We start from the raw sequence: 25,881 nt of genomic DNA on the forward strand, positions 1-25,881 counted from the left end.
CTGGAGCGCTCGATGACTACTTCTTGATCTTGACCTTCGTCTTGCCCTTGCTCGCCTTGAAGACCGAGTTCTTCGAGGGCTTGAAGGTGTACTTGATCGCCTTCGTGCCGGTCGACTTGGGCGCCTTGCCCTTGAACTTTGCGACGCCGTTGCGCACCTTGACGGTGTACTTCTTGCCGTTGAAGACGACGCGCAGCGTGCCGTTGGCCTTGGCGTTGCCGGCCTTGATCTTGATCGTGATCTTGAAGTTCGAGCCGGGCTCGACCGTCTTGACCGGCGGGGTGGAGGGGGCCGTCGGAACGGTGCCCGGGTAGTCGGCTGCCGAAGCGCCGCTCACGAAGGCTCCCGTGCCGAGAACCAGAGCGATCGATGCGACGAGCGCAATCAGAATCTTCTTCATGGTTGTCCTTGTCTTTGGCAAAGGTGCCAGGTGGGTGGTGCTACAGGTGGAATTCTTCGCTAAGCGTAGGGGACTTTTGGCCCTACTAGTGCCGCTCTCAGCACATTTCATGAACACGAAACATGAAGTGCCCCTCATCTTCGGCGATTTGTTCGTAACTTCGGCGATGTGGACTCGTTCCAACCACCGCAGATGTGACTCAAATCACGTCAGGCTTTCGCAGATGCGTCCTGCGATGCGGACGCGTCGGGGGCGTAGCCGTATCCGTACCCGTAGCCGTAACCGTCCCCGCCCTTGGCCGGAGTGCGGTTGAAGATCACGCCGACGGGCGCAGCGCCGACGGCCTCCAGGCGCTCGACGGCGAGCGTGACCTGGTCGGTCGTGGTCTTGCCGTGCCGGACGACCAGCAGTGCGCCGTCAGCCTGGGCGGCGAGCAGTGCGCCGTCGGTGACGGGCAGCAGCGGCGGTGCGTCGATCAGCACGATGTCGTAGGTCTCACGCAGCGAGGTGATGAGCGCGGCCATCGAGCTCGACTTGAGCAGCTCGGCGGGGTTCGGCGGCGTCGAGCCACTGGTGAGGACGTGAAGGTCTTCGTTGGCGGTGGTCTGGATCGCGTCCTCCAGCGAGAGCTTGCCGATCAGCACCGTGGTCAGGCCGACGGACGACTCGAGGCGCAGGTACTCGGCGACCTTCGGACGACGCAGATCGCCCTCGACCAGCACGACCTTCTCGCCGCCCTCCGCGAGCGCGAGAGCGAGGTTGGCGGCCGTTGTGGTCTTGCCCTCGCCCGGCAGCGAGCTGGTGACGACGAAGACCTTGTGGTGCGCGTCGGGGTCAATGAACTGCAGATTCGTCCGCAACACGCGGAAGGCCTCAGAGCGCGGCGCGTACGTATCGAGACTCGTGATGAGGGGGGTGTCGACGGCGTCAGAGTCGTAGCTGATGGCACCGATAATCGGCGCCGGCACGAGCCCTTCGAGCTGACGCGATGACTTGATGGTCGTGTCCAGCGTCTCCCGCAACACGGCCGCGCCAGCCCCGAGAAGCAGGCCCAGGATCAGGCCGAGCCCGAGGTTGCGCATTGGCTGAGGTGAGATTGGCGAGGACGATCTGGAAGCCGGATCGACGACCGTCGCCTTGATCGTTGCTTCGTCCTTCCCCGGCGGCGTCTCAAGCTCGGCGACGTAAGCAACAAAGACCTTCGCAACGCCATTTGCGAGCATTTGCGCGCGGGCCGGGTCGGGGTCGGTGACAGTGACGGTGAGAATGACAGTGTCAAGTTTTGAACTCGCAGAAATCTGCTCCGCAAGCGTGTTGGGCGATTCATCGAGATCCAAGTCGTCGACCACTCTGCGCGCGATCTCGCGTCCCGTCAGAAGATCCGCGTAGGACTTGACCCGCTGAAGGGAAAACTGACCGCCTTGGTTGGCTTGCGCGTCGTCAGTCGACCCCTGAGTTGAGACGAACATGCGGGCAGATGAGGCGTACTGAGGGGTCGCGCGGATTGTGAGCAGCGCCGAAATGGCTAACAGGACAAGGCCGCAGAGAACTACCAATAGCCAACGGGCCTTCAGCACTCGCACGTAGTCACGCAGGTCCACAATTTCTCCGTCCGAGATATGTATTCGTTCGATTATCGGTAGCCGAGCCTAGGTAGGGCGACCGGTCGCCCTTGAACAGCGCAGTTCCCGAAGCCTGGGGCTTTACGAGGCGCGTTTCCGGTTCCGCGCGCAAGTGTGCCGTGCGCGTCGAGAGGCCACGCTTGCTTGAAGTCGTGGGTCTTGATGAACGTATCGGACTGTGACCGGACCACTTTGGACGTCGACGCGCCAACGCATCTGCAACGCCCAATGGGAAGGCGACCAGCGCCGTTCCGGGGAAGCTCAGAAAGAGCCCGCCGAGAACGATCATCAAGCCGCTGACCGCAAACTCATCACTTCTGCGCCGGAACAAGACTACGCCCGCGGCTGCCGTGACAAGCGCGATCAACGCGCCTGCGATCCCACCCTGGCCGAGAAGCTGGATGAAGTTGTTGTGCGCGGCGTTTCGTCTACCCGATTCGGTGACGATGAAGTCCTCAGCGTTTACGCCCGCACCCCACGGAAGGCTGTCAATCCCGAGGCGAAACCAGGCAGTCGCGTACTCGCGCCGATCGCTTGCGGAGACGTCCGCAGCCGCGTCAGTCTGACTACTACCGGCGATCGACCCCGAGAAGGCCACTTGGATGCCATCGAACACCCTGTCGCGCTGGCCGCCTACATTCATCACAAACAAGATGACGAGCATTAGCGAGGCAGTGACTACAAGCTTTCGCCCGCCCTCGCGCTTCGAAGACCTTCGTTGGCCTTCGGGCGCCTTTCTCGCAAGAAGTACAGCCACTGAGATAAGCGCGAGAAGTATTCCAGCCCGCGAGTCCGTACTGAACAGTCCTATTGCGACAACTCCGAGTGCCATGAGCCGCAAGCGCGACCTGTGCCATTGGAATATGAGCGGAACAGAGGAAGCCAACAAAACTGCCAAGAAGTTTGGATCTGACAGCATCGCTGCCCCACGAAGGTCCCCGGTAGATGTCTGCGCTCTTCCCCATAGGTCGCGGCCGAGGGGGCCCAGCAGACTCTGGCGCTGGCACCACGCCAAAACGGCGCTGACTGCAGCAAAGGCGACGTAGTAGTCGGCAAGCTGCTGTCGACTTTCCGACCTTGTAATTTCTCGTGCTGCCAGCACCGCGACTCCGACGACCACGAGATGTGCGGTCACATCGAACGTAACTTGCGTGACGTCGCCGCGCCCGTTGAAGAGCCATGGAAGTGCGAAGTACAGAGGGAATAGCAACGCCAAGGAGCTGCACCGGGGCACCGACACTCGATTTCGCTGAAAAGCGATCAACAGAAGCGTCGGGATCGCGGCCAGTCTGATGACCGAGCCGAAGAGGGGAACAGGCACATCGACGAAGAGAACGGCACATATGAGCAAAGGAACCAGCTTGAGACGGAATGTTGTCTCGCCTCCTTTCGCGTCAATCATCGATGTCCCGAAGGGCGGAATCGGCGTCGTCGGCAAATGTCACGAACTTGGAGGGCCAAGCCTCAAAGTAAGATCTCAGCTTCCCGTAGCCTGTGTCGACCGCCACAACTTCTATCTCTAAGATTGAGGCGATGATGCTGGCATGCAGTCTGTCGGTCACTACCTTCTCGGCTCCTGCTATAAGGGAGACGGCGCGGCGAAGCTCAGCTCGCGCATGATGGTCATATACCGACCTTTTCGGCAAGGCGCGAATGAGAATTGCAGACGCCAACCTATGAGGAAATCGTGCGCGAATGAACTCATGCGTCCATCGCAGGATCTTGTTCGTCTTCGAACTCTCGGCGTCGACAAAATCGAGCACCTTCAAGTTCAATTCTTGGGCACGGCCGACTAAGCTCCCGTCGCCTTCCGAGTCCGAGCGCGCGATAACTCTGATTGGCGGAAGGTCCCGGTTCGGACGAGGGACGAGTCCCATCAAGTCTTCAGCGGTCAAAGCTTGTGCCGAATCGGGCGCAAGCGAAACTAGAGCAGTAGGAAACAACTCGCGTGCTTTTTCGGCGCTGCGAGTGTCTCGCAGCAGAAGCCGGACGTCGCCATGCCGTTCGATGCTAGCTGTGACAGCGAGCACCGTGGCGTGGCTAAGGGTTCCCATAGACTGGGGCATGAAGATCAACGACTGGCCTTGATACTGCTCGCAAGCGTCGAAGAATGCTCGGAGTTCGTCGGGCCACAGATCGCCGAAGTATCCCCCGCCGCGCACAAGCACAATGGGGGAGGGACGAGGTACGGCGAATTGGTCGAGGATATTCGTGAACCTTCTGGCACGGGACGTGTCGACGCCCAGCGCGCGCAGCACCTTCAGTTGGCCCAACCAGATAGCGCTGTCACCGCAATTATTGTGAAGCGGCACATTTGCGAGGTCGACGCGATGCGAAGGGGCTAGGACAGGTCTTAAAGTCTGCAGCAATACTTCAGCGTGACCAGCAGGGACTGATCGACTGGTCAGCGTGCTGGTGCGAGGCCTCAGCGAGATGCGACCACACGTTTCAACGAAGTTCGCCGGTCGAAATGGTGCCAGCCGTTTTACGCCTCGACGCGACGCAGTCATGCGAGCCCCGTGCCGCAGGGCGTCGGTTGGTCGCCATATCGGTCGTCCTGCCAGTTGCTCGAGAGCGTCCGCCTCTTTGGAGGCGCGGCGGTAGAGTGCTCTCAGTCCCTCTTTCCGACGGTGTAGACCAGGAACGGCCATGCCGGCGACGTAGACGAGCGAATTCCCACGGACCGTCACACGATTCGCCCACTCTTTGTCCTCGCATGCGGTCAGGGTTTCGTCGAAGGGTTCCGCTAGCGCGATGGACCGTCGAACGACGGAGGCATGGTTCGAGAAGCCAGCGAATGAGTACCACTCTTGGCGCTGATAGGCCGCGCCGACGGTCGTTGCTAGTTCCAGGGATAACAGCGGTTCGAAGAAGGTCTGCTCGGCGGTTCCGCCGCCCACTGACGTGACTCCGTTCAGCCCGGCTACGTGGGCATCGTCGAAGTAGGTGAGCGCCTGCTCTACCCAGTCCGACCGTGGCAGAGCGCAGTGCGCAGATAGAACGAGGACGATGGCAGATTTTGCCTCTTGTACCCCGATGTTGATCGCGCGACCGTAAGTGAATTCCGCGGGAAGGATGGAGATGACGCGCGCACCCATCGACTCCGCAATCTCCGCGGTCCTGTCGGAAGAACCGGAGTCGACAACAATGACTTCACCGGCCACGGTCTGGTCAAGGACCGACGTGATCGCTCGGCCAATGGTGCGTTCGCGGTCTTTCGCGCGAATGACGGCGGTAAATATTGGCTTCACGATGTCTTGCCTCCGGGGGATTTGTACATGACTGACCGGTTGGCCAGCAGAAGAGCAACGCCGTACATCCCGGCGTAGATAGCCACGCTGACTATCGCCGCACCCGCAATGCTGGCCCCGAGCTGCACGACGGCGAAGAGCAGAAGCAAGGCAGCCGGCGCAATGGGTCGTATCACTCCGCCCGCCATGAGGACGACCACGAGGCGGCGGAACGCGCGGCGCCCTGCCAGAATGCGGCGCCTCAGCGCTGCAACGGTAGCCGTCGGCCCGACTGCGGCCGCGATTCCGGCGGCCGCCGCACTGAGTACACGATCGACCGCCCACCACCAAACCAGTACGGCGGGGATCGTTGATCCCAGCAAACAGACAATTAGCATGCCCGTGAAAGATCGAGTGAACATCCTTACGCGCGCAACGTGTCTCGTCATCACGTCGGGAATACCGAACACAAGGACGGCTTCGCAGACTGCCAACGCTGCCACGACAGCAGCCAGGTCACCGCGCCCTGATGGTCCGAGCGTCCTTGCGTGGACGATGCTCGCGGCAAAGCCGCCAAGAGGACCAAGAAGGTCTGCTGCGCCGAGCATGAGGGCTGCGTGACCGTCTCTGCCCATCCCTCGGCTGGAAAGTCGTCGTGTAGCGGGATCAATCAAGACGGATCGCATTTCGGCGCCAGAACGCTGCCCGGCGCGTGCGGGCATCGTCTTGAAATTTTCGTAACCATGCCTGCCTCGCCACAACCGAGGACTCCAGGGGAGGTCTTGTCATGAGAACGGCCAGCTCGTGGGCGGTCCAAAATGACCTACCGGTGTCGCCGAATAGTTCTTGATGAGCGGGAATGGCACTCCACAATACATTGGCCCCTACAGCGACCGCCTCCTGTCCAACGATGGGAAAACCTTCAGAGAAGCTCGGAAGGATGACTAGTTCAGCGTTTCTCATCCTCGAACTAACATCCGGAATGTTGCCCAAGAACTGCACCTGCGACTCGACACCTAGAGATCTAGCTAGTCCGATAAGCTTCTCGCGGTATTTATCGTCTTCTACTGATCCGCAAAAGACCACTTCGCGCCGCGAGCCGGTCGTCATGGCCAGAGCCTCTATGACAACTTCAAGCCGTTTTTGCGGGTGGTAACCGCCTGGGACGAGGAGCTGGCATTGAGGATCCGGGGTAATGGGGGTGCGAGAGTTGGACTCGAGTTCGATCAGGTTGGGCATGAACTCAACGCGGCTCGAGGGGTCTCTTCTAACCCAATCAGCTTGCTCCGACCGGGACACGCACAGCACTGAGTCGGTCCGCTTTGAGAGCACCCGCTCGGAGACTTCGGTCAGGAAGAGACGTCGTGCTGACGAACCGGCCCAAGGCGTGCCGTGCGGCGTGTAGAGGACCTTCTCTATCGATCGTGGCGCGACTATACGACCGATGAGACCAGCCTGGCGTCCGTGGAGGTGAAGGAGGTGGGGGCGGACCGAAGTGATGGCACGACGGGCTTGTGAAGCTCCTCGGGCGGACTTTAGTGGGTGCTTGAGGATCACTTGTTTCACCTCGGCAGGAAGCTCGCTTAGGCGATCGCCTCGCTCCACCATCACCGAGATCTCGAACCCTCCGAGGCCGAGAAGCTCGATGGCCTGGGAGACCACCGCAGAGAACCCGCCACGTGTTGGTCTCGGGTGAATCATCATGATGCGGGTCATGCCCGGTACCAGAATCGACGAACGGGCCAGACTGCGCTCAATGCATTGCGCGCCAAGCCTGCGACCGACAACTCGCGTGTCCTCAGTGCGTGTTGAAGCAGCACTCGCAGAGTGCTTCGGGCCTGACGACGTCGCTTCGTCGTGTGTGCCGAAGCGCTGCTGAGTTGATAGTCGTAGATGAGGTCGGGGATGGTTCCCAACCGGCCGGACTCGGCCAGTCGTGTCCAGAGGTCGAAGTCCTCCGCGCCAGACACCGAGCGATACCCACCGACCGAAATGATGGAACCCCGGCGTGCCATCACAGCACCATGGATCAGCGGATTTCCACGCAACATCGCGCGCCGAAGTTCGGTCGGTGAACCCGGGGGAACGGAATGAGCCACCACATCGCCCTTGCTGCCGCGCAACTGTGCGGCACCGAAGACAGCAACGGCCTCGGGATCGGACTCAAGTTCAGCGACGAGTAACTCCGTGTGGCCGGGCAGCCACTGATCATCGGCGTCGCACCGGGCGATGAACTCTCCTGTTGCGAGCCTTAGACCGGTATTCAATGCGTCAACAATTCCCCGGCCTTCGTTAGCAACGACGCGGATCTGCCCTGGCATCGACCGCAGTAGGTCGTCAGAGCCGTCGGTTGATCCGTCGTCGACTACGACAAGTTCATCGTGCGTCCCTATGTCCGCAAGCACTGAATGGACCGCGTCCGCCACGGTTCTTGCTCCGTCGCGTACCGGCATAAGCACTGAGACTCGCACCTGTTCCGTGCTCACAAAGATCCCTCCGCCTGCGGTGAAGTGCCCTCACGGACCCAGGATCGGATGTGCTCGCGGAACGCTGCCTCGCTGAATTGTCGGACACCTTGGCGCATAGTGTCGCTCCTCGCATCCATTGCCTTAACTGCAGCAGTGCGGACCTCCTGGTCGCTCGCATCGTCGTTGACGACAGCGCCCCCGGAAGCCAGTCTCACGCTCTCGGCACCGCCGCCGACAGCGTTCGCGAGCACAGGAGTTCCGAGAGCCATCGCCTCTACTGGCATAATTCCGAAGTCTTCAACTGGCATAAAGACGAAAAGCGAAGCCCTCTGGTACAGGGCGAACAGAAGTGCGTCACTAACTCGACCAACAAACTTCACTGGGACTCGCACGCGTTCGGCTATTGTCGCCAATTGGTCTCGTTGGGGTCCGTCACCTGCGATCACGACCGGCATGCCTAGCAAACCACCAACCTTAATGGGAAGATCTAGACGCTTGTAATCGACTAGTCGTGAAGCGCCGAGAACGAACTGGCGCGGCAGATTGTCAAGAAGAACGGCCTCCTCTGGCGAGACGACATCTGCCCAGTTGGGCGTCGCTTGAATGCGATCGACTGCAACGGGTGGGTAGATGACGCGCGAGTCAACGGACCACGACGCGCGAATCCGGGAGCGGACGAACTGGCTGTTCGCGGCGTAGCTAACAGCATCGGATGTATGGCGGCGGTCCCGCTTCTTCAGCACGACTGAGGCTCCGCGGGCAAGCGGGTTTTGCCCCCGCTGGTCAAGAGAAGGGGCCCAGACATAGCGCGCTGGCGTATGAACATACGCATAAGCGTCGATACCAGTATTGGCTGCTCGAGATGCAAGATGGTGGCCGAAGGCATGACTGCTGGAGATGACTCGGTCGACGCCTGTCAGGTCAACACCTTGCCAAGCCGCGTGATGAAAGGGCAGCGATAAGGCCTTGGATCGGCGAAGCGGCGTCCGAGCCAGCCACGTTTCGTCGGTCTGCGATCCGAAGCGTTCGGGTGCGTCGTTCCAGAGACACATTGAAGTCGCACCTGGGACTGCTGCGAGGAGCTGTTCGAAGACATTCTCAGATCCGCCGTGGCGAGCCAACCATTCGTGATTGATGAGGGTAGTGAAAGTGCCTTGCCTCATCGGGTGAGCTCCGAGATCTTCTGGATGCTTAACAAGCGTGTGATTCTAGTAAGCGCCATTGGACCCGATAACCGCTCGGAGGGTTCGCCAGAGAATGATCAGATCGCCGGTGAGCGACCAGTTCTCGACGTAGTAGGTGTCGAGGCGAATGGCGTCCTCCCACGAGAGGTCTGACCGTCCGGAGACCTGCCACAGTCCGGTCATGCCGGGGCGGACGGTCAAGCGACGGAAGGCGTGGTCGTCGTACATCTCGACCTCGGCGGCGACCTGCGGCCGAGGGCCGACGACGCTCATGTCGCCGCGCAGCACGTTGAAGAGCTGGGGCAGCTCGTCGATGGAGTAGCGGCGCAGGAAGGCGCCGACGGTCGTGAGGCGTGGGTCGTTCTTCACCTTGAACAATGGCTGGTCGGAGGTGCCCTGTTCTGCGAGCAGAGCTGCGAGCTCGGCATCGGCCCCGACCCGCATGGAGCGGAACTTGAGCATGTCGAACTCGTCGCCGTTCAGTCCGATGCGGCGCTGCCGGTAGAAGATCGGACCCTTGCTGGTCATCTTTACCGCTGCGGCGGCACTCAGGAGAAGGGGTGAGAAGACTGTGATCGCGAAGAGGGCGAACAGGCGGTCGAATGCCGCCTTCGGCCAGGCGCCGGCCTCGGCGTACTGCGGCTGCTCCAGGTGCATCAGCGGCATGCCGGCGACGGCACGCACGTGAATGCGCGAGCCCGAGAAGTCCATGACGTTGGGCGACACCATGAGGTCGACGTCGAGGCCCTCGAGCTGCCACGTCAGGTCGCGCAGGGCGCGATGGCCGAGGTGCTCGGTGTCGCTGACGATGACGGTGTCGGCCTCGGTGATGTTGAGCGCGTCGAAGAGGTTGCGGTCGTTGCCGAGGACGGGGATGAACTGGTCGGGCACGTCGAGCCACTCGTTGTTCTTGGTGTGGGCGTCGGGCACCCAGACGCCCGTGACGCGCAGGCCGGCGTCGCGGTGGCGGTTGAACCACAGCGCCATCTCCTGGCCCGATCTCGGGCCTCCGACGACCAGCACGTTGGAGAGGTGGTTGCCCACCCGGCGCTGGTTTCGCAGCCAGACGCGCCAGACCTTGCGCCCGGCCAGAAGCCCGACGAGCCCGAGCGGGAAGGCGATGGCCAGGTAGCCGCGCGACATGTCCCACTTGAACATCAGCGACCAGATCGCGACCCAGCCGAACACCAGGAAGGTGGCTCGGGCGACCCGGCGGTACTCGTCGGCGCCGTCGCCGATGATCTTGGGTGCGCGGGTCTGGAACAGGTGAAGCATCACCCACCAGACCGCGACGATGGTGGCGCCGAAGGCGCTGTACGACAGGTTGAGCGGGCCATTGGTGCGGACGTCCGCGTTGAAGCCGAAGTGCCAGACCTGGGCGATCGCCGTCGTCGCGGCCAGCACGGCGAGGTCGGTGATGAACAGCCCGCGGCGGTAGGACGAGCGGTCGTCGCGTCTGATGCTGACGACTGTCTCGTCGACCGGGGGGAGGCCGCGGTCGGACCGGCGGCGTCGGACGTATGCCGAAGTCTGTCGTTGCACAGCGTCGTGCCACAGATCAGTCATCGGCCCTCCCAAGCCCAGGAAGCGCTCTCCCTGGGCTGAACTCTAATGTGAGAACGGACAGGCAGGACACCCTTTCGCCCGTCAGATAACCCAACATGCGGTAAGTCACAACTCGAAGCACGGATCGATGACGATCAGATGAATACGACGCCGGCATCGGCCACCCGGGTTCAGGCGGCAGCTCCCGACACCCCAGGCCCTAGGCTGGCGGGGTGAGCACCAAGATCGCTGTTGTCGGGCTCGGCTACGTCGGGCTGTCCATCGCTGTGCTGCTGTCGCAGAGCAACGAGGTCGTCGGCCTCGAGATCGACGAGGGCAAGCTGCGCCTGCTCGAGCAGCGCAGGAGCCCCATCCACGACGCCGAGATCGAGCAGTTCCTGGGCCGTGACGACCTTGACCTGACGTTCACGAACGACCCCGCGACGGCCTACGCCGACGCCGAGTTCGTCGTCATCGCGACGCCGACCGACTACGACGAGCAGACCAACTACTTCAACACCCGCACCGTCGAGAGCGTCATCGCCGACGTCGTGAAGCTGGCGCCCGACGCGACGATGGTCATCAAGTCGACGATCCCCGTCGGCTTCGTGCTCGACGCCCGCAAGCGGCTCGCCACCGAGAACGTGCTGTTCTCGCCGGAGTTCCTGCGCGAGGGCAAGGCGCTCTACGACAACCTGCACCCGTCGCGCATCGTCGTCGGCGAGCGGAGCGACCGAGCGCAGCGCTTCGCCGACCTGCTGATGGAGGGGGCGGCCGAGAAGGGCTGCCCCGTCCTGCTCACCGAGCCCACCGAGGCCGAGGCGATCAAGCTGTTCGCCAACACCTACCTGGCGATGCGCGTGGCCTACTTCAACGAGCTCGACTCGTTCGCCATCAGCCACGGGCTGTCGTCACGTCAGATCATCGACGGCGTCGGCCTCGACCCGCGCATCGGCACGCACTACAACAACCCGTCGTTCGGCTACGGCGGCTACTGCCTGCCGAAGGACACCAAGCAGCTGCTGGCCAACTACCAAGACGTGCCGCAGACGCTGATCAGCGCGATCGTCGACGCCAACAGCACCCGCAAGGACTTCATCGCCACCGACATCCTGAGCCGCAACCCGCGGGTCGTCGGCATCCACCGGCTGATCATGAAGTCGGGCTCCGACAACTTCAGGGCCAGCAGCGTGCAGGGCATCATGAAGCGACTCAAGGCCAAGGGCATCGAGGTCGTTCTCTACGAGCCCGAGCTGGCCGAGGACGAGTTCTTCCACTCCCGGGTCATCCGCGACCTGGACGAGTTCAAGAAGGTCTCGGACGTGATTGTCGCCAACCGCCGCGTCGACGAGCTCGAGGACGTCCGCGACCGCGTCTACACGCGCGACCTGTTCGGCTCTGACTGACAGTCCGTCACTGCCGGCCGGTCCGACCGGCTGAACAGTCGGCGGAGATCTTCCGAAAACCGATCTGTGACACGGATCGCCGTGTTAATTTCGCTGCGGTTCGACGAGCGAAGAACGGTAGATCTGTATGGCTGAGGTATCGCGCCGTGCTGTCCTGATGGGCGGCGTCGGTGTTCTGGGGGTCGCGGCAGTGGGGTTCGGCGACAGCGCGGTCATAGGCCGCGCCGCCGCCGCGGTGCCGTCGCGATCGACGTACGTGACCGCGATCGGCGAGGTCTTCGACGCCACCGCCGACGGTCGGACGTCGCGGATGCGCCTGACGTCCGCGCAGAACCTGAGCACGTCCGCCGGCAGCCGCCGGTCCGAGAGCTTCGTGCTGACGTTCGAGACCGTCGATGGCGCCCGACCTGGCGACGCGATCTATTCCCTGAGCGGGGGAGGCGTGCCCGTCCACGACCTGTTCGTGTCGGCCACGGGCTCCGAGTCGGCGATGCAGGCCGTCGTCAACCGGACGGTCTGACGTGCACGCCACCCAGGTCGAGATCAGCCGCCGCCCCGCGGCAGCGGCTGACGACCAGCTGATCGCCGACCTGTTCGCCGAGTCGCGGCCCGACCTCGACCTGCTGCCCCCCGACACCCGCGCGACGCTGCTCGACCTGCAGCTCCGCGCCCAGCGCGCTCACCACGCGGTTGCCCACCCCGACGCCCGTCACGAGATCCTCGTCGCAGAAGGACGGGACGTGGGCCGCATCGTCGTGGACGTCAGCGCGCCCGAGACACGCATCGTCGACCTGGTCGTCGCCCGGGAACACCGCCGACAGGGCATCGCCACGGCCGCGTTGACGGACGTGCTGGCCGAGGCCGGCGAACGCTCGCAGCCTGTCGGCCTCAGCGTCTGGCCCACCAACCACCCCGCACTCGACCTCTACACGGGACTGGGCTTCGAAGTCGTCGTCGACCGCGGCGACGGCACCCACATCGAGATGCGACGCGAAGCGTCCGAGCCGAAGGACCGCCCATGAGCACACCGTACGTCGGCGAGATCAAGATGTTCAGCGGCACCTTCGCGCCGGTCGGGTGGGAGTTCTGCCGAGGCCAGCTCCTGCCCATCAGCGAGTTCGAGACCCTGTTCGTGCTGGTCGGGACGACCTACGGCGGAGACGGGCAGAACACCTTCGCCGTGCCGGATCTGCGAGGCCGCATCCCGATCGGACGCAGCGCCCGTCGGCCACTCGGCGACGCCGGAGGCCAGGAGTCCGTGACCCTGGCGACGCCTCACCTGCCCTCGCACCGGCACGGCGTGGCCGCCAGCTCGGCGGGCGCGACGTCGAACGCCCCGGCCGACCGCGTGTGGGCGGCATCGGGTTCAACCCCCTACGCGTCCGACGGGCCCTCGACGCGCATGTCCGGAGCGGCCCTGACGGCGTCGGGCGGCGGCCAACCGCACGAGAACCGGCCACCCTTCCTGGCGATCAACTTCATCATCGCCACCCAGGGCATCTTCCCGAGCCAGAGCTGAGAGGCGAGCCCCATGAGTGAGTTCTACATCGGAGAGATCCGAGCGTTCAGCTTCGGTTTCGTGCCGAAGTACTGGGCCGAGTGCGCCGGTCAGCTGCTGCCGATCAACCAGAACGCGGCGCTGTTCTCGCTGCTCGGCACCTTCTACGGCGGCAACGGCTCGAGCAACTTCGCACTGCCCGACCTGCGAGACCGGGGTCCGATCCATCAGGGCGGCCCCTACTACATCGGCACCGTCGGCGGCGAGGAGACGCACACGCTGACGGTCGCCGAGATGCCCGCCCACCGGCACGGGGCGGCAGCCGGCGCGACGGCCAGCACGGCTGATCCGACGGGGGCCACGTGGGGGGCGGGCGAGGGGGCCGCCTATGGCAGTGGTCCCAACGCGGTGATGTCCCCCGGAGCCGTCGGGGCGACCGGCGGCGGCCAGGCGCACCAGAACATGCCCCCGTACCTGCCCGTCACGTACGCGATCGCCCTCACCGGCATCTTTCCGCCCAGGCCGTGAGGAGACAGAGATGACTGAGCCCTTCATCGGCGAGATCTGCCAGGTCGGCTTCAACTTCGCCCCCGACGGGTGGGCCCTGTGCAACGGCGCCCTGCTCCCGATCAGGCAGTACACGGCCCTCTACTCGATCATCGGCGTGCAGTTCGGCGGCGACGGGAAGACGACCTTCGCCCTGCCCGACCTGAACGGCGGCCGATTCACCGTCGGCACGGGCCAGGGCCCCGGCCTGGACTCGTACCAGCAAGGTGACACGGGCGGCGCCGCCACCGTCGCCCTCAGCAACAGCGAGATGCCCGCGCACACCCACACGCCGCAGGCGTCGAGCGCGCGAGGCGATCGGGAGAGCCCTGCCGGCGCCACGTGGGCGCAGCCGCACTACGGCCGGTCGTCCGAGGTCGCCTACACGACCGACGGCTCGTCGACCATGTCGCCGGCGGCCATCGGCGAACAGGGTGGCGGCCAGCCGCACAACAACATGCCGCCCTACCAAGCGGTCACCTTCATCATCGCGCTGCAGGGCATCTACCCGCAGCGCCCATGACCGCCGCACCGTTTCAGCTGATCCGACGCTAGGACCCACCGATGAGCACACCTCGCCGCCACGCCAGGCAGCTGCTGACCCACGCCGTCGTGGCGTGCCTGGTCGCGGGAGCCCTCGCGCTCGTGGGGGCAGCGCCGGCCAGTGCTGCCTCGACCCTGGTGGTCACCACCACCGCCGACAGTGGTGCCACCGCCGGAGCGTGCGGCAACCCGGCGATCGTGACGGCCCCGAGCCCGCTGACACTGCGTGAGGCGGTCTGCGTGGCGAACAACCAGAAGGACGCCGCGACGATCACCGTGCCGGCGGGCACCTACCGCCTCACCGGCGGCGAGCTGGCGATCGGACGCTTCGCCGGCCAGTCGGTCACCGTCGCCGGCGCCGGACCGGCCGCGACGATCATCGACGCCGGCGGCACGAGCCGCGTCCTCAACCTCGACCCCGACGTGGTGGGCGACGTCGCCGTCACGATCAGTGGCGTCACGATCACGGGTGGCAAGGACGACGAGCTCGGTGGTGCCGGCATCATCGGCGGGTCCGACACCCAGACCAGGCCCGACACCCTCACCGTCCGCAACAGCGTGATCACCGGCAACGTGGCGAACGCGCAGACACCCGCACGGACGAACCTGCCCGGCGGCGGGATCCAGTTCATCGGCGGCTCGCTGACCGTCATCGACTCGACGATCTCGAACAACTCATCGTCCAGCAGCCCCGGCGCCGGACTGGCCTACCGTGCGAGGAGCACCACCAGCACGGAGTCCCTCTCGATCACGGGCACGACCTTCTCGGGCAACACCACGACGAGCTCCAGCTCGCTCGGCACCGCCAACGGAGGCGCGCTCGACACCCGCGGCACCTCGTCCTCACGCGTCACCGTGACCGGCTCGCGCTTCGTGGGCAACACGGTCACCGCGACGACGGCGGACGGCGCCGGTGCGGCGATCCGCCACACGGGCGGCGCCCTGTCGGTGACGGGCTCGACGTTCACCGGCAACGCGGTCAGCGGTGGGGCGAGCCCGGGCGGCGGCGCCGTCGAGATCGCCGGCGGCACGGCGACGTTGCGGCACAACCGTTTCGCCGGCAACACCGCGGCGAGCGGATCGGCGATCCACGCCGCCGCGGGCGCTGGGGCCGTCGACGCCGAGCTCAACTGGTTCGGCTGCAACGCCGCCCCCGGTGGTGCGGGCTGCGACACCGTCGCGTCCGACGGCACCGCCGTCGACGTCAGCCCGCGCCTGCAGCTGAAGGCCACCGCGACCCCGTCGACCGTCACCGGGCCCGACGCGACGTCGACGGTCAGGGCCTCGCTGCTGACCGACTCCGACGGCGGTGCCGTCCGGGCGACCGACCTGACGGCCTTCGACGGCCTGCCCGTCACGTGGTCCGCGCCCCGCCCCGCCCCCGCGACGATCAACGGCGGCACGGGCGCCAGCACCGTGAACCTCAGCGGTGGCGAGGCCCAGGCGACCTACGACTCGAAGACGTCCGGTGGCCCCGGCTCGGTGACCGCGACGCTCGACAACGCGTCGGTGACGCCGGCCATCACGGTGCAGCGTCCGCTCGTGATCGACGCGCAGCCCACCGATCAGTCGGTCGACATCGGAGAGACGGCCACGTTCACGGTCAAGGCGTCGGGCTACCCGGCGCCGTCCGTCCAGTGGCAGCGCTCGACCGACGGCGGGACGACGTTCACCGACGTCGCCGACGCCACCTCGTCGACGTACTCGTTCACCGCGAAGGCGGCCGACAACGGCAACCGCTACCGCGCCGTCGTCTCGAACGGCGCCGACCCGTCGCTGACCTCGACCGCCGCGAAGCTGACCGTGGTCGGCCCCGCCCAGTTCACCAGCGCCGACACCGCGACGTTCGTCCGCGGCGCGGCCGGGTCGTTCACGATCACGACGACGGGCCTGCCCACCGTCTCGACGATCTCGCGGACGGGAGACCTGCCCGCCGGCCTGACGTTCACCGACAACGGCGACGGCACGGCGACCGTCGCCGGCGCCCCCACGGGCGCGACGGGACGCTTCCCGATCGACCTGGCCGCACAGAACGGCATCGACCCGTCCGGCACCCAGACCCTGACGATCGTCGTCGACGCGGCACCCCAGGTGACGACCGATCCGTCCGACCGGACGGTCGAGCCGGGGACGTCGGTGTCGTTCACCGCGGCGGCCTCGGGCAGCCCCACGCCCACCGTGCAGTGGCAGCGCTCGACCGACGGCGGAGCCAGCTTCGCGAACGTGGCCGGGGCGACCAGCACGACCTTCACCTTCGCAGCAGCGCGCGGCGACGACGGCAACCGGTACCGCGCGGTGTTCACCAACACGCGCGGCACGGCGACGAGCACGGCAGCGACCCTGCGCGTCGGCACGGCGCCGTCGTTCACGTCCTCCGACCGGACGACCTTCGCGGTCGGCTCGACGAACGACTTCGTCGTGAGGGCCTCGGGCGTTCCCGCGCCCTCGTTCTCGACGAGCGGGGCGCAGCGCCCCGCGTGGCTCACCCTCACCGACAACGGTGACGGCACCGCCGACCTGACCGGCACGCCACCGGTCGGCAGCGGCGGCACGTACACGCTCACGCTCGTGGCCTCCAACGGATTCACGCCGTCGGCGAGTCAGTCGTTCACCCTCACGGTGACCGAGCCGCCGACGTTCACGAGCAGCACCTCGGCGTCGTTCACCGTCGGCACCGCGGGCTCGTTCACGGTCGCCACGGCGGCCGGCTTCCCGACCTCCACCACCCTGACGGCGACGGGTTCGCTGCCCAGCGGTGTGACGTTCACCGACAACGGCGACGGCACCGCGACGATCGCGGGAACGCCGGCCGCGGGCACGTCCGGCACGTACTCGCTCGGGGTGACCGCCGAGAACGCGGCCGGCACCGCGCAGCAGGTGCTCGTCGTCACGGTCGGCAAGGCGCCGCAGGCCATCACAGTCACCTCGGTCGCGCCGACCGCTCCCGTCGTCGGCGACACGTACACGCCGCAGGCCGCGTCCGACTCCGACCTGGCCGTGACCGTCTCCATCGACCGGTCCACGACCCGCTCGGCGTGCTCGATCACCGACGGCGTGGTCACCTTCGACAACGCCGGCACGTGCGTCATCGCCTACGACCAGACCGGCGACGACACCTACGCCGCCGCGCCGAAGGTCACGGAGTCGATCGTGGTCACCAGGACGGCGACGACGCTCGGCCTCACCACCTCCGCCTCGCCGTCGGTGTTCGGCCAGTCCGTCACGGCGACCGCCACTGTCGCGTCGGCCACGGGCACCGTCTCCGGGACCGTCCAGTTCACGGTCGACGGCGACGCCCTCGGTGCTCCGGTGACGGTCGTCGACGGCGTGGCGACCAGCCCACAGCTGCTCGGCCCCGGCGGCGACAGTCTCGCCACGGGACCGCACGCGGTCGGCGCGACCTTCACGCCGACCGACGCCGTCCGGTTCGACGGCGCGAACGGCAGCACCACGCAGGTCGTCAACCAATCCGCGACCACCACGAAGGTGGACGTCGCCTCCACGTCGATCACCGCGACCGTCACCCCGGTGGCTCCCGGCAGAGGCACCCCGACCGGGTCGGTGGCATTCAGCGTCGGCAGTGAGGTCGTCGGCACCGCGCCCCTCGTCGACGGCGTCGCGACGCTCGACGAGACGGTGCCCGCGGGCCTGACTCGCGAGGTCGCGGCGGTGTACGGCGGCGACGCCTCGTTCACGGGCTCGTCGACCTCGGTGAACCGCAACGACCCGACGATCACGGCCACCGTCAGCAGCGCCCACCCCAGGACGTCATACGGCTGGTACCGCAGCGCCGTCACGGTCACGTTCACGTGCACCACGAACGGCGCCGCACTGACCGAGCCGTGCCCCGCACCGGTGCGGTTCAGCGGCCGGGGAGCGGGCCAGTCGGTGACGCGCACGATCTCGTCCGTCGACGGTGGCGTGGCGACGGCAGTGGTCAGCGGCATCAACATCGACAACCAGCGGCCCACCCTGAAGATCAGGGGGGTCAAGAAGGGTGGCGTCTACGGGCCCAGGGCCCCGAAGGCCCGGTGCGTCGCCAAGGACTCGTTGTCGGGCGTCGCCTCGTGCAAGGTCTCGACGCGCAAGCGCGGCACCACCGTAACCGTCACCGCGACGGCGACCGACCGGGCGGGCAACACCCGCTCGACGAGCGTCCGGTACCGCACCAGCATCATCACGCTCGAGGGCGCGAAGTTCCGCAACGGTGCGTACGACGTGCGCCGCGGCCGCACCTACACGCTCGTCGTGCACGCGGGCAGCCGTCCGAAGTACTACGAGGCCGAGGTCGTCCCGCGCACGCCGCGCCGGTTCGGCGGCGTCATGCGCAAGGCCGGCAAGGGTCGCTACGCCCTGGGCGTCACGATGACCGACCTGCGGGGGCGCACGTACTGGAACCTCGGCGTCAAGGTCGGCAAGAAGATGCACATCGTGAGGGTGCGCGCGAAGGGCTGAAAAGGCGTCACCTCTGCCTCGCAGCATCGTTGAGACTGTCATGGAAACGGTGCTGTGGGTGACGCTGGTGGTCGTGGGCGTCAATGTCCTCGTGGTTGCGGCGCTGGTCGCGCACTACGTGCGGGAGCGCCGCTCCGACGACGACAACCAGGCCGAGCGCATGGTCGACCTCGCCGAGCGGTTCGAGACGTTCAGCCAGCGCCGCGGCTCGATCGCCGCTTGAACCTGCTGTCAGCGGTGCTTCGGGCTGTGCGGGCAGGCGCTGCCGTACTTGACCTTGCAGCGGACCCTGCGGCGGAACCGTCTAAGCGAGTGCGCGATCGCCATGGGCGGGCACCTTCGAACGGGCTGCGGCGGCGGCCGGGCGGATGGCGACGTCGTGCAGCGGCTCGGCTGAGCCCCTGCGACGGTGCGAGCGCTCGTCGAGCACCACGATGACGGTGACGACCGCGCCACTGACCCCCCAGACAGCAGCGAGCACGACGAAGAGCTCACTCATGCGGCGAATCTACTGACCGCATGTGTCAGAGGAGTGAACGTGTCACATCGGTCGGGTCAACTGCGCAGGCCGATCAGGCGGCGCGGTTCTCGTCATCGTCGTCGACGGGCTTCGAGCCCGTCGAGCCGGCGTGGAAGCCGGGGTCGGACGAGCCGGCGCGCAGCGCGGCCAGCAGGACGACGAACGCGACGAGGGCCACGACCGCGAGGCTCACGACCAGGACTGTCACCACCTGAGGCTACCGGGGTGCCGGGTCAGGGCGGTCAGCCGGCGGTGCTGGCGGCGAGCTGTCGCGCGGGGGCGTGGGGGGCGGGTCGGACGTCCGCGTCGGCCGACCGGGCGGGCGGGGCCTGCTCCGTCGCGAGCCTACGGAACGCTCGCTCGTCGACGGCAAAGATCGCGACGACCACGACGGCGCTGACTCCCCAGATGACGGCGACCGTCATCAACAGCATGTGAAACACAAGAGACACGGTATCTCCTATCGGGTCCGCGCTGAATGGCCCGAAAGGACCATGTTGCAGGGAGGATGAGGGGATGCGCGTCCACCACCTCAGCTGCGGAACGTTCAGCCCACCGCTCACCGGCACGATCGTCTGCCACGTCCTGCTGTGCGAGACCGACGACGGTCTCGTGCTCGTCGACACGGGGCTCGGGCTCGGCGACTACGCCGACCCGCGGCGCATGGGCCCGGCGCGGCACCTGCTGAAGGTCGCGTCGACGCCGGCCGCCTCGGCCGTGCTGCAGCTGCAGGCGATGGGCTTCGACGCCACCGACGTCGGCCACATCGTGGTGACGCACCTCGACTTCGATCACATCGGCGGCCTGTCCGACTTCCCGGCCGCGACGGTCCACACGACCGCCGACGAGCACGCGGCCGCGGTCACGTCGCCCGATGCGCTCGACCGCCGTCGCTATCGTCCGGCGCAGTGGGCGCACGGGCCGGCCTGGCAGCTGCACAGTGGCCGCGGCGACGCCTGGATGGTGGGGCTGACGGGCCACGAGGTGCTGCCCGGCATCACGCTCGTCCCCATGCCGGGGCACTCACGCGGGCACGCGGCGGTGGCCGTCGACGCGGGGGAGCGGGGTCTGATCGTCCACGCCGGCGACGCGGTCTTCGACGCCGCCTCGTACGCGGACACGACGCCGTCCGGACAGCCCCTCCAGCCGATGCGAAAGCTGCGGGCGTTCGAGCAGGCGGTGGGCCGCGACCGGGCCGCGATCGCCCGCAACCACCAGACGCTGCGTCAGCTGAACGCGACCGACGGTGTGACCGTTGTCCCGGCTCACGACCCGCGGATCTTCGACGACGTCGCCAACGCCGACTGACTGCTGGGGTCGGGTGTCTGTTGTTGCCAAGATTGCGACGGCCGTCCCGTTCGTAAACATCGACTTCTACGGTGCGAAGGGTGAGGGCAGGACGGACGACACCGAAGCCATCGACGACGCGCTCGCCGCCGCAGAGTCGGGCACCACGGTCGTCTTCCCGTTCGGCACTTACATCAGTTCGAGTGGGTACGTCGTGCCGGACGGGCTCGCCATTCTCGGCTATGGCGCGGGTCGACAGCTCAACTTGCCAAGCGGTGGTTCGGGTTCGGTCGTCGCCTGCAAGACCGGCTCAATGCCGGCCGCGCTGTTCACCTTCGCGGCCGCCGGCGTCACCCTCGAGGACATCCAGATCGACGGGAAGGACCGGACCGTCACGGTGCTTAGGGGCGCCGGGTTCCAGCACCGCATCGACGGCTGCGAAATCCGCCGCGGCTCGCCCTACGGCGTCCACATCACCCACGACGTCAACAGGTACGAGAACAAGATTCGATACCGACATCTCCATAGACTCCATGGGCGTTGGCCTCCGGTATGAGGGGTCCTGCACCGAGCCGTCCCACGACGACACGATCGACAACCTGACAGTTCGCTGGATACTTCGTTGCGTCGAGCTCATCCGCTCATCCGCTCATCCGCTCATCCGCTCATCCGCGAACCAGTCCATCGGCTGCGACTTCTATTCCTACCCTGCCGTCACGACAGACTGCCTCGTCTCCGTCGACGACGGAACCCCAAACTGGAGGACTGATACTTCGACGGCGTCTTGGGCCCGCTGTGAAGCTCTACGCCTAGACGGGCGCGATCGAGCAGCCCCAGTTCATCGGGTGCATGTTCCCCAGTCTCGTCTCGGTCTTGACCGACAAGACGGTTCCGGCGATCGAGCTGAAGCACACGACCCACGGCGTCTCCAACACGGTCTTCATTGCCACCACCGTCGTAGGCATCTCGAGCACGAGGCGGTACTCGTTCGTCATCAAAGCCCTGGACGGCGAAGGCGATCCCCGCGGCCTGATCGTCACAGGAAACATCTGTTGGGACGTCGCGAAACTGGTCAACCCGCCCGCAGGCATCCAAGGCGGCAACGTCCTGGATGGGATTGCTGCTGGTATCGCCTACCGCCTGACGAGCCGCTGCGACTCGGTTTTCGCCCTTCAGGGGGCTGGCAAGGCGTCTCGCGGTTCTACATCGACGGCGATGCAGGCCTGAGTCTTGGCTCAGGTGCGGCGGCGCGCAACGTCAGCCTTCGTTGCGCAGCCGCCAAGGTGCTCAGCCTCGGAGCCGGCAACGCCTACCGGACGGGAGCAGTCGTTGCGGCCTCGCGCCCCGTTGCAGGAGCAGTGGGGTAGGGCGCGCAGTTCTACGACACGACACTCATGAAGCCGATCTGGTCTGACGGCGGTACTTGCCGCGATACCGCGGGCGACGCAGTGGGAGCTGGCTCTATCCGGTGGGCCGCCGCGAAGCAGGCCGTAGGTCGCCTAAGACCGACAGGCCGCTACGGATCAACGACCGATCGGTCATCCAGAGAGTCACCACATAGGCCATGGTGCCGACGCCGGCCGCGAGTACGCACCAGGCCCCATCGTTCACCTGTAGTAGTGCCACCGAGACAACACCTTGGGCCGTTGCCGCCGCGGCTACGCCTCGAAGGTTGACAATGTACTCCCGCAGAGAGATTGAGATAGCCCGCCGAACAGCGAGGAATCGCAGCGGCCATGTCAGGTACATACGGGCTGTCACGCAGGCGGCGGTGGCGACTAGGCCGTACTGCGCGCCGATCAGAGCGGCGCCTACAGTCGCCGCCGCTAGGACTACGGAGATAGTGAGCTCAAGCTTTGCCATCCCCGCAGCTAAGAGGACGGGCCGATCGAAGTAGAGCGCAGCCATGGCGACTCCTGCGCCACAGAGCACTTGGAAGACGGGCACACTTCGGTCCCACTGGGGACCAAAAGTCACTTCGATGGCCAGCGGGGCCACCACTGCTAGGCCGATGAAGACCGGTGTCGCTGCGGCGAAGCTGAGCTGAGTCACTCGGAGATAGGCGTTACGGCTGCGCACTAGGTTCTCCGATAGTTGAGCGAAGACCGGCAGCGCCACCGCGGAAACTGCCCCGGTGAAGACGTCGACCACGACGTTCAGGAGACGGAACGCGACGGTGTAGTAGCCCAAGGCGACTGATCCTAGGACTGCTCCGACAACGAGATTGTCACCTTGCGCGATGGCGACCGCTACGACGTCGGCGATCATCACCGGTCCGGCGAAGCGCATCAGTCGGCGAGCGTCGGCGCCGTTCCATCCCAAGCGCGGCCGCAGCCTGGCCGCAACCCACGCCAGCACCGTGGCGACGACCACCTGCGTGAATGCTTGGGTCACGAGCGCCCAGACCCCCCACCCGGCCAACGCGGCGGCCACTCCCGCGATACCGCTCAGCAGAGCCGAGATCACCGATCGCTGCGCCAGTCGTTTGAACTCCATCTGCCGCTGAAGCTCAGCGGTCGGGACCGCGCCGGCTGCCTGGACGATGAGTGTCCCGGCCAGCGCCGAGACGACAGGAACGAAGTCGTCTTGGCCGAACAACTCCCCGAGCGGCTTCGCTACCGAGGCAATCGCGGCGACAGTCAGGATGCTCGTTATGACTGCGATGACGGTGGCAGTAGCCAGCGTCCGATCCGTGACCGGCTTCGACACAATCAAGGCTTGGACGATGCCTTGGTTAGAGATGGTCTGGAGAACCATCACCACGATCTGTGCGGCGGCTACAAGTCCGAACTGTTCAGGCTCCAGTAGCCGGGCCAGAATCGCGAACGTCAGCAACGAGGCGAGACGCACGCCCCACTTGTCGGCTAGTGACCAGGCGGCACCCCGAACGGCGCGTCCGCGAAGCGCCGATGCGTCACTCACGGCCGCAGCAGAGCCTTGATCCGGCGCTTCAGAGACGCGGAGCGCGATTGGTGCGGCATGGTCTCGACGGCGCGGCGCAACGCCGCTTCGAGGGCGTAGTCGCGATTCTCCAACTGTTCGAGCTCGCGCAGATTCTCTTCGGCGAAGAGTCGTGAACCGTGGGTCAGGCGTAACCGGCCGACCGCTGCCGCGTCCACTTCGGTCGGGAGTGTCTTGCACCTTCGCAGCGCGTCGACGCTTCGCAGATTGATCATCGTGCGGATGCACTTCTCGCAGCGGCCACAGTTGAAGGCGTTGTTCTTGTTCTCCCAGCACACGCGAAGGTGATCCAACGACACCTGGTGCTTTGCGATCTCTCGCACCTTGTCCGGTCGAGTCACGTCGACGGCATCGTGCTCGAAGCGAACACGCGAGCTAGACCACCAGCGATCCAGGTCGGGGTGGCTACCCCACGGGTAGAGATCCTCCCGGTGATACGAGCTCGGGATGATGACCCGGCCGAGCGTTTCCGCAAGGGCAAGTCCAACCGCCGCCAAAGCGGCCCCGTGATAGTGAACACCCCAGTCGAGCACGTCGTCGCCAAGGTCACGCAGATTGGTCGTGACAGCGATGAGTTCTTTGCCCATCGCGCGCGCGGCTTCGTGCGCGCCCCGCAACGCCTCGAAGGCAAGCTGTTTGTTCGTCACCTCGATGTCGAAGCCGGTCACGAAGATCAGGTGGGTCACTTCGTCCGCGTGCGTAAGGGCGCTGTAAAAAGAATCGACGCCGCCGCTGAAGAAGCAGCCGACCCCGCTGGCTAGTTGTCCGCTCGGCAGTTCATCCGCGTAAACCACCGTCTGGGACAACAGGTCCGGGTGCCACCCGTGGAACGCTTGCTGCACCCGTCCAGCGTTTTCGAGAGCGACTTCGTCGATGCCTCCAGCGATCACGAGGTTGGCATGCCTAGCCATGGCGACCGGGAGCGTGGCCGCCTGCCACGGCGTGCCGTCGGTCTCCAATGAGTACGTCGACGACATCCGCGCCGTCCGAGCGCTTCCGTCGGGAAAGGTCACTGACACCGTAACTGATCGAGCGTCCACGCCTACGTTGGGCTGCGAGACAGAGAGTTCCGTGAGCACCGATTGAGCCTAACGCCCATTCGGACCTATGGATGACGTTCTCGGAGTACGTCACACGTCATCATCCGCGCCGAAAAACCCCGTCACTATTCGGCGACTGGCGCTATCACAGGAGCGTCAGTGCCGGCCGGCGGGGCGGGGCGTCGTCGAGGACGACGAGGGCTTCGCGTCGAGCGTCTGCTTCTTGTCCTTCAGGCCCCAGTCCTTACGAATGGTGCCCACGACGGTCTCGAACTCCTCGATGAGGCGCTTCTTCTCAGCTTCGTACGACATGGGATTCCCTCCGGTGACTACTGCTTACGGTAGGCCATCGGCGGGGCGGCGGCGCCACAGGACGAGATTACGAGCCACTCGAGGTGCCGTGACTCAGCGCGTGACGTCGACGGTCGCGAGGCCGAGGTCGTGCCAGGCGTCGAGCAGCCGGCGATCGCCCGCGGCGGCGACCATGTCGACGTCGGACACGGCGACCGCGCTGGCGCAGTGGACGGCGTCGTAGCCCCGGAGAGCCTGGAGGTCGGACAGGCGAGCAGCGTCAGCGACCAACGTCTCGTCGACCGGCACGACGGAGATCTGCGACCAGACGTCGTCGAGACGGGCGACGGCGGCCCGGTGGTCGGAACGGGTGATGCGTCCGGCGCGTCGAGCCGCGGCCAAGGCGGCTGCGCCCTCGACGTAGGCCAGCTGGCTCGTCACCACGTCGTCGGCGGTGTCCCACAGCGCCGCGCACGCGGGGCTGGACGGCTCGGCGATCAGCAGCGGGACCAGGACCGACGTGTCGAGGTAGGCGATCAACGACGCTGCTCGTCCAACAGGTCGGACACCGTCCCGGCCGTCTGCAGGGGTGCCTGTGCGACCCGCTTGCTTCGGTGGGGCTCGCGGACGTGCCCTGCGGCCCGCAGCTGCTCGAGCTTCGTGGGTTGATCGACCGGGACGATGCGGGCCACCGGCTTGCCGTGGGACGTGATGGTGACGGTGTGGCCGTCCCTCACCAGGGCGAGCTGCTCGCTGAGGGAGTTGCGAAGCTCTCGGATGCCGACGTCCATGCCTGCTCCTCTGTGTACACAACTGACCAGTCGAGTGTATCTACATCGCCCATGACGGGATTGACGATTTCCACACGGGACACCCGCCCTTCCG

Annotated in this window: 28 protein-coding genes; 11 read left to right on the plus strand and 17 right to left on the minus strand. The window is 65.8% G+C overall.

What is annotated here, in order from left to right:
* Window positions 1-16: 16 nt before the first annotated feature.
* The 9 genes from IFT73_RS16830 to IFT73_RS16870 all read right to left on the minus strand — a co-directional run bounded on the left by IFT73_RS16830 (window position 17) and on the right by IFT73_RS16870 (window position 10,446).
* Entirely contained in the window at window positions 17-400 is a 384-nt protein-coding gene (locus tag IFT73_RS16830; RefSeq protein WP_192168616.1) for a hypothetical protein, read from the minus strand.
* A 209-nt stretch (window positions 401-609) separates the two neighbouring features.
* On the minus strand, window positions 610-2,001 hold the full coding sequence (locus IFT73_RS16835) for a polysaccharide biosynthesis tyrosine autokinase (protein WP_192168617.1): 1,392 nt from the start codon (window positions 1,999-2,001) through the stop codon (window positions 610-612).
* Window positions 1,988-3,424, minus strand: coding sequence for an O-antigen ligase family protein (locus IFT73_RS19670; protein WP_192168618.1), 1,437 nt, complete (start codon window positions 3,422-3,424; stop codon window positions 1,988-1,990). The genes IFT73_RS16835 and IFT73_RS19670 overlap by 14 nt, the downstream gene beginning before the upstream one ends.
* On the minus strand, window positions 3,417-5,273 hold the full coding sequence (locus tag IFT73_RS19675; protein ID WP_192168619.1) for a polysaccharide pyruvyl transferase family protein: 1,857 nt from the start codon (window positions 5,271-5,273) through the stop codon (window positions 3,417-3,419). Before IFT73_RS19675 ends, IFT73_RS19670 begins: the two co-directional genes overlap by 8 nt.
* Window positions 5,270-5,860 (minus strand): hypothetical protein, encoded by a 591-nt coding sequence (locus IFT73_RS16850; protein ID WP_192168620.1) that lies wholly within the window; start codon window positions 5,858-5,860, stop codon window positions 5,270-5,272. Before IFT73_RS16850 ends, IFT73_RS19675 begins: the two co-directional genes overlap by 4 nt.
* Window positions 5,861-5,918: 58 nt before the next feature.
* On the minus strand, window positions 5,919-6,968 hold the full coding sequence (locus IFT73_RS16855; protein ID WP_192168621.1) for a glycosyltransferase family 4 protein: 1,050 nt from the start codon (window positions 6,966-6,968) through the stop codon (window positions 5,919-5,921).
* On the minus strand, window positions 6,965-7,705 hold the full coding sequence (locus tag IFT73_RS16860) for a glycosyltransferase (protein WP_244633561.1): 741 nt from the start codon (window positions 7,703-7,705) through the stop codon (window positions 6,965-6,967). The genes IFT73_RS16855 and IFT73_RS16860 overlap by 4 nt, the downstream gene beginning before the upstream one ends.
* Window positions 7,706-7,734: 29 nt before the next feature.
* Complete coding sequence (locus IFT73_RS16865; protein WP_192168623.1) at window positions 7,735-8,883, minus strand: glycosyltransferase; 1,149 nt, start codon at window positions 8,881-8,883, stop codon at window positions 7,735-7,737.
* A gap of 45 nt (window positions 8,884-8,928) precedes the next feature.
* Window positions 8,929-10,446, minus strand: coding sequence for a sugar transferase (locus tag IFT73_RS16870; protein ID WP_206759101.1), 1,518 nt, complete (start codon window positions 10,444-10,446; stop codon window positions 8,929-8,931).
* A 236-nt stretch (window positions 10,447-10,682) separates the two neighbouring features.
* Between IFT73_RS16870 and IFT73_RS16875 the strand changes: the two genes are divergently transcribed.
* The 8 genes from IFT73_RS16875 (at window position 10,683) to IFT73_RS16910 (ending at window position 19,120) form a co-directional block, all read left to right on the plus strand.
* Complete coding sequence (locus IFT73_RS16875; protein WP_192168625.1) at window positions 10,683-11,855, plus strand: nucleotide sugar dehydrogenase; 1,173 nt, start codon at window positions 10,683-10,685, stop codon at window positions 11,853-11,855.
* A 127-nt stretch (window positions 11,856-11,982) separates the two neighbouring features.
* Window positions 11,983-12,375: a hypothetical protein gene (locus IFT73_RS16880; protein WP_192168626.1), complete on the plus strand. Its 393-nt coding sequence runs from the start codon at window positions 11,983-11,985 to the stop codon at window positions 12,373-12,375.
* 1 nt (window position 12,376) lies between these two features.
* Window positions 12,377-12,877, plus strand: a complete 501-nt coding sequence (locus tag IFT73_RS16885) for a GNAT family N-acetyltransferase (protein WP_192168627.1) — start codon at window positions 12,377-12,379, stop codon at window positions 12,875-12,877.
* On the plus strand, window positions 12,874-13,374 hold the full coding sequence (locus tag IFT73_RS16890) for a phage tail protein (RefSeq protein ID WP_192168628.1): 501 nt from the start codon (window positions 12,874-12,876) through the stop codon (window positions 13,372-13,374). Before IFT73_RS16885 ends, IFT73_RS16890 begins: the two co-directional genes overlap by 4 nt.
* A 12-nt stretch (window positions 13,375-13,386) precedes the next feature.
* Window positions 13,387-13,881 (plus strand): phage tail protein, encoded by a 495-nt coding sequence (locus IFT73_RS16895; protein ID WP_192168629.1) that lies wholly within the window; start codon window positions 13,387-13,389, stop codon window positions 13,879-13,881.
* A 10-nt stretch (window positions 13,882-13,891) separates the two neighbouring features.
* Window positions 13,892-14,422, plus strand: coding sequence for a phage tail protein (locus IFT73_RS16900; RefSeq protein WP_192168630.1), 531 nt, complete (start codon window positions 13,892-13,894; stop codon window positions 14,420-14,422).
* A gap of 41 nt (window positions 14,423-14,463) precedes the next feature.
* Window positions 14,464-18,897, plus strand: a complete 4,434-nt coding sequence (locus IFT73_RS16905) for an S-layer family protein (RefSeq protein WP_192168631.1) — start codon at window positions 14,464-14,466, stop codon at window positions 18,895-18,897.
* A gap of 40 nt (window positions 18,898-18,937) precedes the next feature.
* On the plus strand, window positions 18,938-19,120 hold the full coding sequence (locus tag IFT73_RS16910; RefSeq protein WP_192168632.1) for a hypothetical protein: 183 nt from the start codon (window positions 18,938-18,940) through the stop codon (window positions 19,118-19,120).
* 81 nt (window positions 19,121-19,201) lie between these two features.
* Here IFT73_RS16910 and IFT73_RS16915 read toward each other — a convergent pair whose 3' ends face one another.
* The 3 genes from IFT73_RS16915 to IFT73_RS16925 all read right to left on the minus strand — a co-directional run bounded on the left by IFT73_RS16915 (window position 19,202) and on the right by IFT73_RS16925 (window position 19,869).
* Window positions 19,202-19,396: a hypothetical protein gene (locus IFT73_RS16915; protein ID WP_056604568.1), complete on the minus strand. Its 195-nt coding sequence runs from the start codon at window positions 19,394-19,396 to the stop codon at window positions 19,202-19,204.
* 73 nt (window positions 19,397-19,469) lie between these two features.
* On the minus strand, window positions 19,470-19,625 hold the full coding sequence (locus IFT73_RS16920; RefSeq protein ID WP_157432428.1) for a hypothetical protein: 156 nt from the start codon (window positions 19,623-19,625) through the stop codon (window positions 19,470-19,472).
* 34 nt (window positions 19,626-19,659) lie between these two features.
* Complete coding sequence (locus IFT73_RS16925) at window positions 19,660-19,869, minus strand: hypothetical protein (protein WP_192168633.1); 210 nt, start codon at window positions 19,867-19,869, stop codon at window positions 19,660-19,662.
* Window positions 19,870-19,933: 64 nt separating this feature from the next.
* Between IFT73_RS16925 and IFT73_RS16930 the strand changes: the two genes are divergently transcribed.
* The 3 genes from IFT73_RS16930 to IFT73_RS16940 all read left to right on the plus strand — a co-directional run bounded on the left by IFT73_RS16930 (window position 19,934) and on the right by IFT73_RS16940 (window position 21,931).
* The gene (locus IFT73_RS16930) at window positions 19,934-20,725 is read left to right on the plus strand and encodes an MBL fold metallo-hydrolase (RefSeq protein ID WP_192168634.1); all 792 of its coding nucleotides are present in this window, start codon (window positions 19,934-19,936) and stop codon (window positions 20,723-20,725) included.
* A gap of 13 nt (window positions 20,726-20,738) precedes the next feature.
* Entirely contained in the window at window positions 20,739-21,260 is a 522-nt protein-coding gene (locus tag IFT73_RS16935) for a glycosyl hydrolase family 28-related protein (protein WP_192168635.1), read from the plus strand.
* Window positions 21,261-21,577: 317 nt separating this feature from the next.
* Window positions 21,578-21,931 (plus strand): hypothetical protein, encoded by a 354-nt coding sequence (locus tag IFT73_RS16940; protein WP_192168636.1) that lies wholly within the window; start codon window positions 21,578-21,580, stop codon window positions 21,929-21,931.
* A gap of 234 nt (window positions 21,932-22,165) precedes the next feature.
* Here IFT73_RS16940 and IFT73_RS16945 read toward each other — a convergent pair whose 3' ends face one another.
* The 5 genes from IFT73_RS16945 to IFT73_RS16965 all read right to left on the minus strand — a co-directional run bounded on the left by IFT73_RS16945 (window position 22,166) and on the right by IFT73_RS16965 (window position 25,787).
* On the minus strand, window positions 22,166-23,626 hold the full coding sequence (locus IFT73_RS16945; RefSeq protein WP_371811316.1) for a lipopolysaccharide biosynthesis protein: 1,461 nt from the start codon (window positions 23,624-23,626) through the stop codon (window positions 22,166-22,168).
* Window positions 23,623-24,744, minus strand: coding sequence for a hypothetical protein (locus IFT73_RS19680; RefSeq protein ID WP_192168638.1), 1,122 nt, complete (start codon window positions 24,742-24,744; stop codon window positions 23,623-23,625). The genes IFT73_RS16945 and IFT73_RS19680 overlap by 4 nt, the downstream gene beginning before the upstream one ends.
* Window positions 24,745-24,861: 117 nt before the next feature.
* Window positions 24,862-25,017, minus strand: a complete 156-nt coding sequence (locus IFT73_RS16955; protein WP_192168639.1) for a hypothetical protein — start codon at window positions 25,015-25,017, stop codon at window positions 24,862-24,864.
* A 93-nt stretch (window positions 25,018-25,110) separates the two neighbouring features.
* On the minus strand, window positions 25,111-25,536 hold the full coding sequence (locus tag IFT73_RS16960; protein ID WP_192168640.1) for a type II toxin-antitoxin system VapC family toxin: 426 nt from the start codon (window positions 25,534-25,536) through the stop codon (window positions 25,111-25,113).
* On the minus strand, window positions 25,533-25,787 hold the full coding sequence (locus IFT73_RS16965) for a type II toxin-antitoxin system Phd/YefM family antitoxin (RefSeq protein WP_056604585.1): 255 nt from the start codon (window positions 25,785-25,787) through the stop codon (window positions 25,533-25,535). Before IFT73_RS16965 ends, IFT73_RS16960 begins: the two co-directional genes overlap by 4 nt.
* Window positions 25,788-25,881: the final 94 nt, after the last annotated feature.

Origin of the sequence: Aeromicrobium sp. CFBP 8757, assembly GCF_014841755.1 — a bacterium.
Lineage (GTDB): Bacteria > Actinomycetota > Actinomycetes > Propionibacteriales > Nocardioidaceae > Aeromicrobium.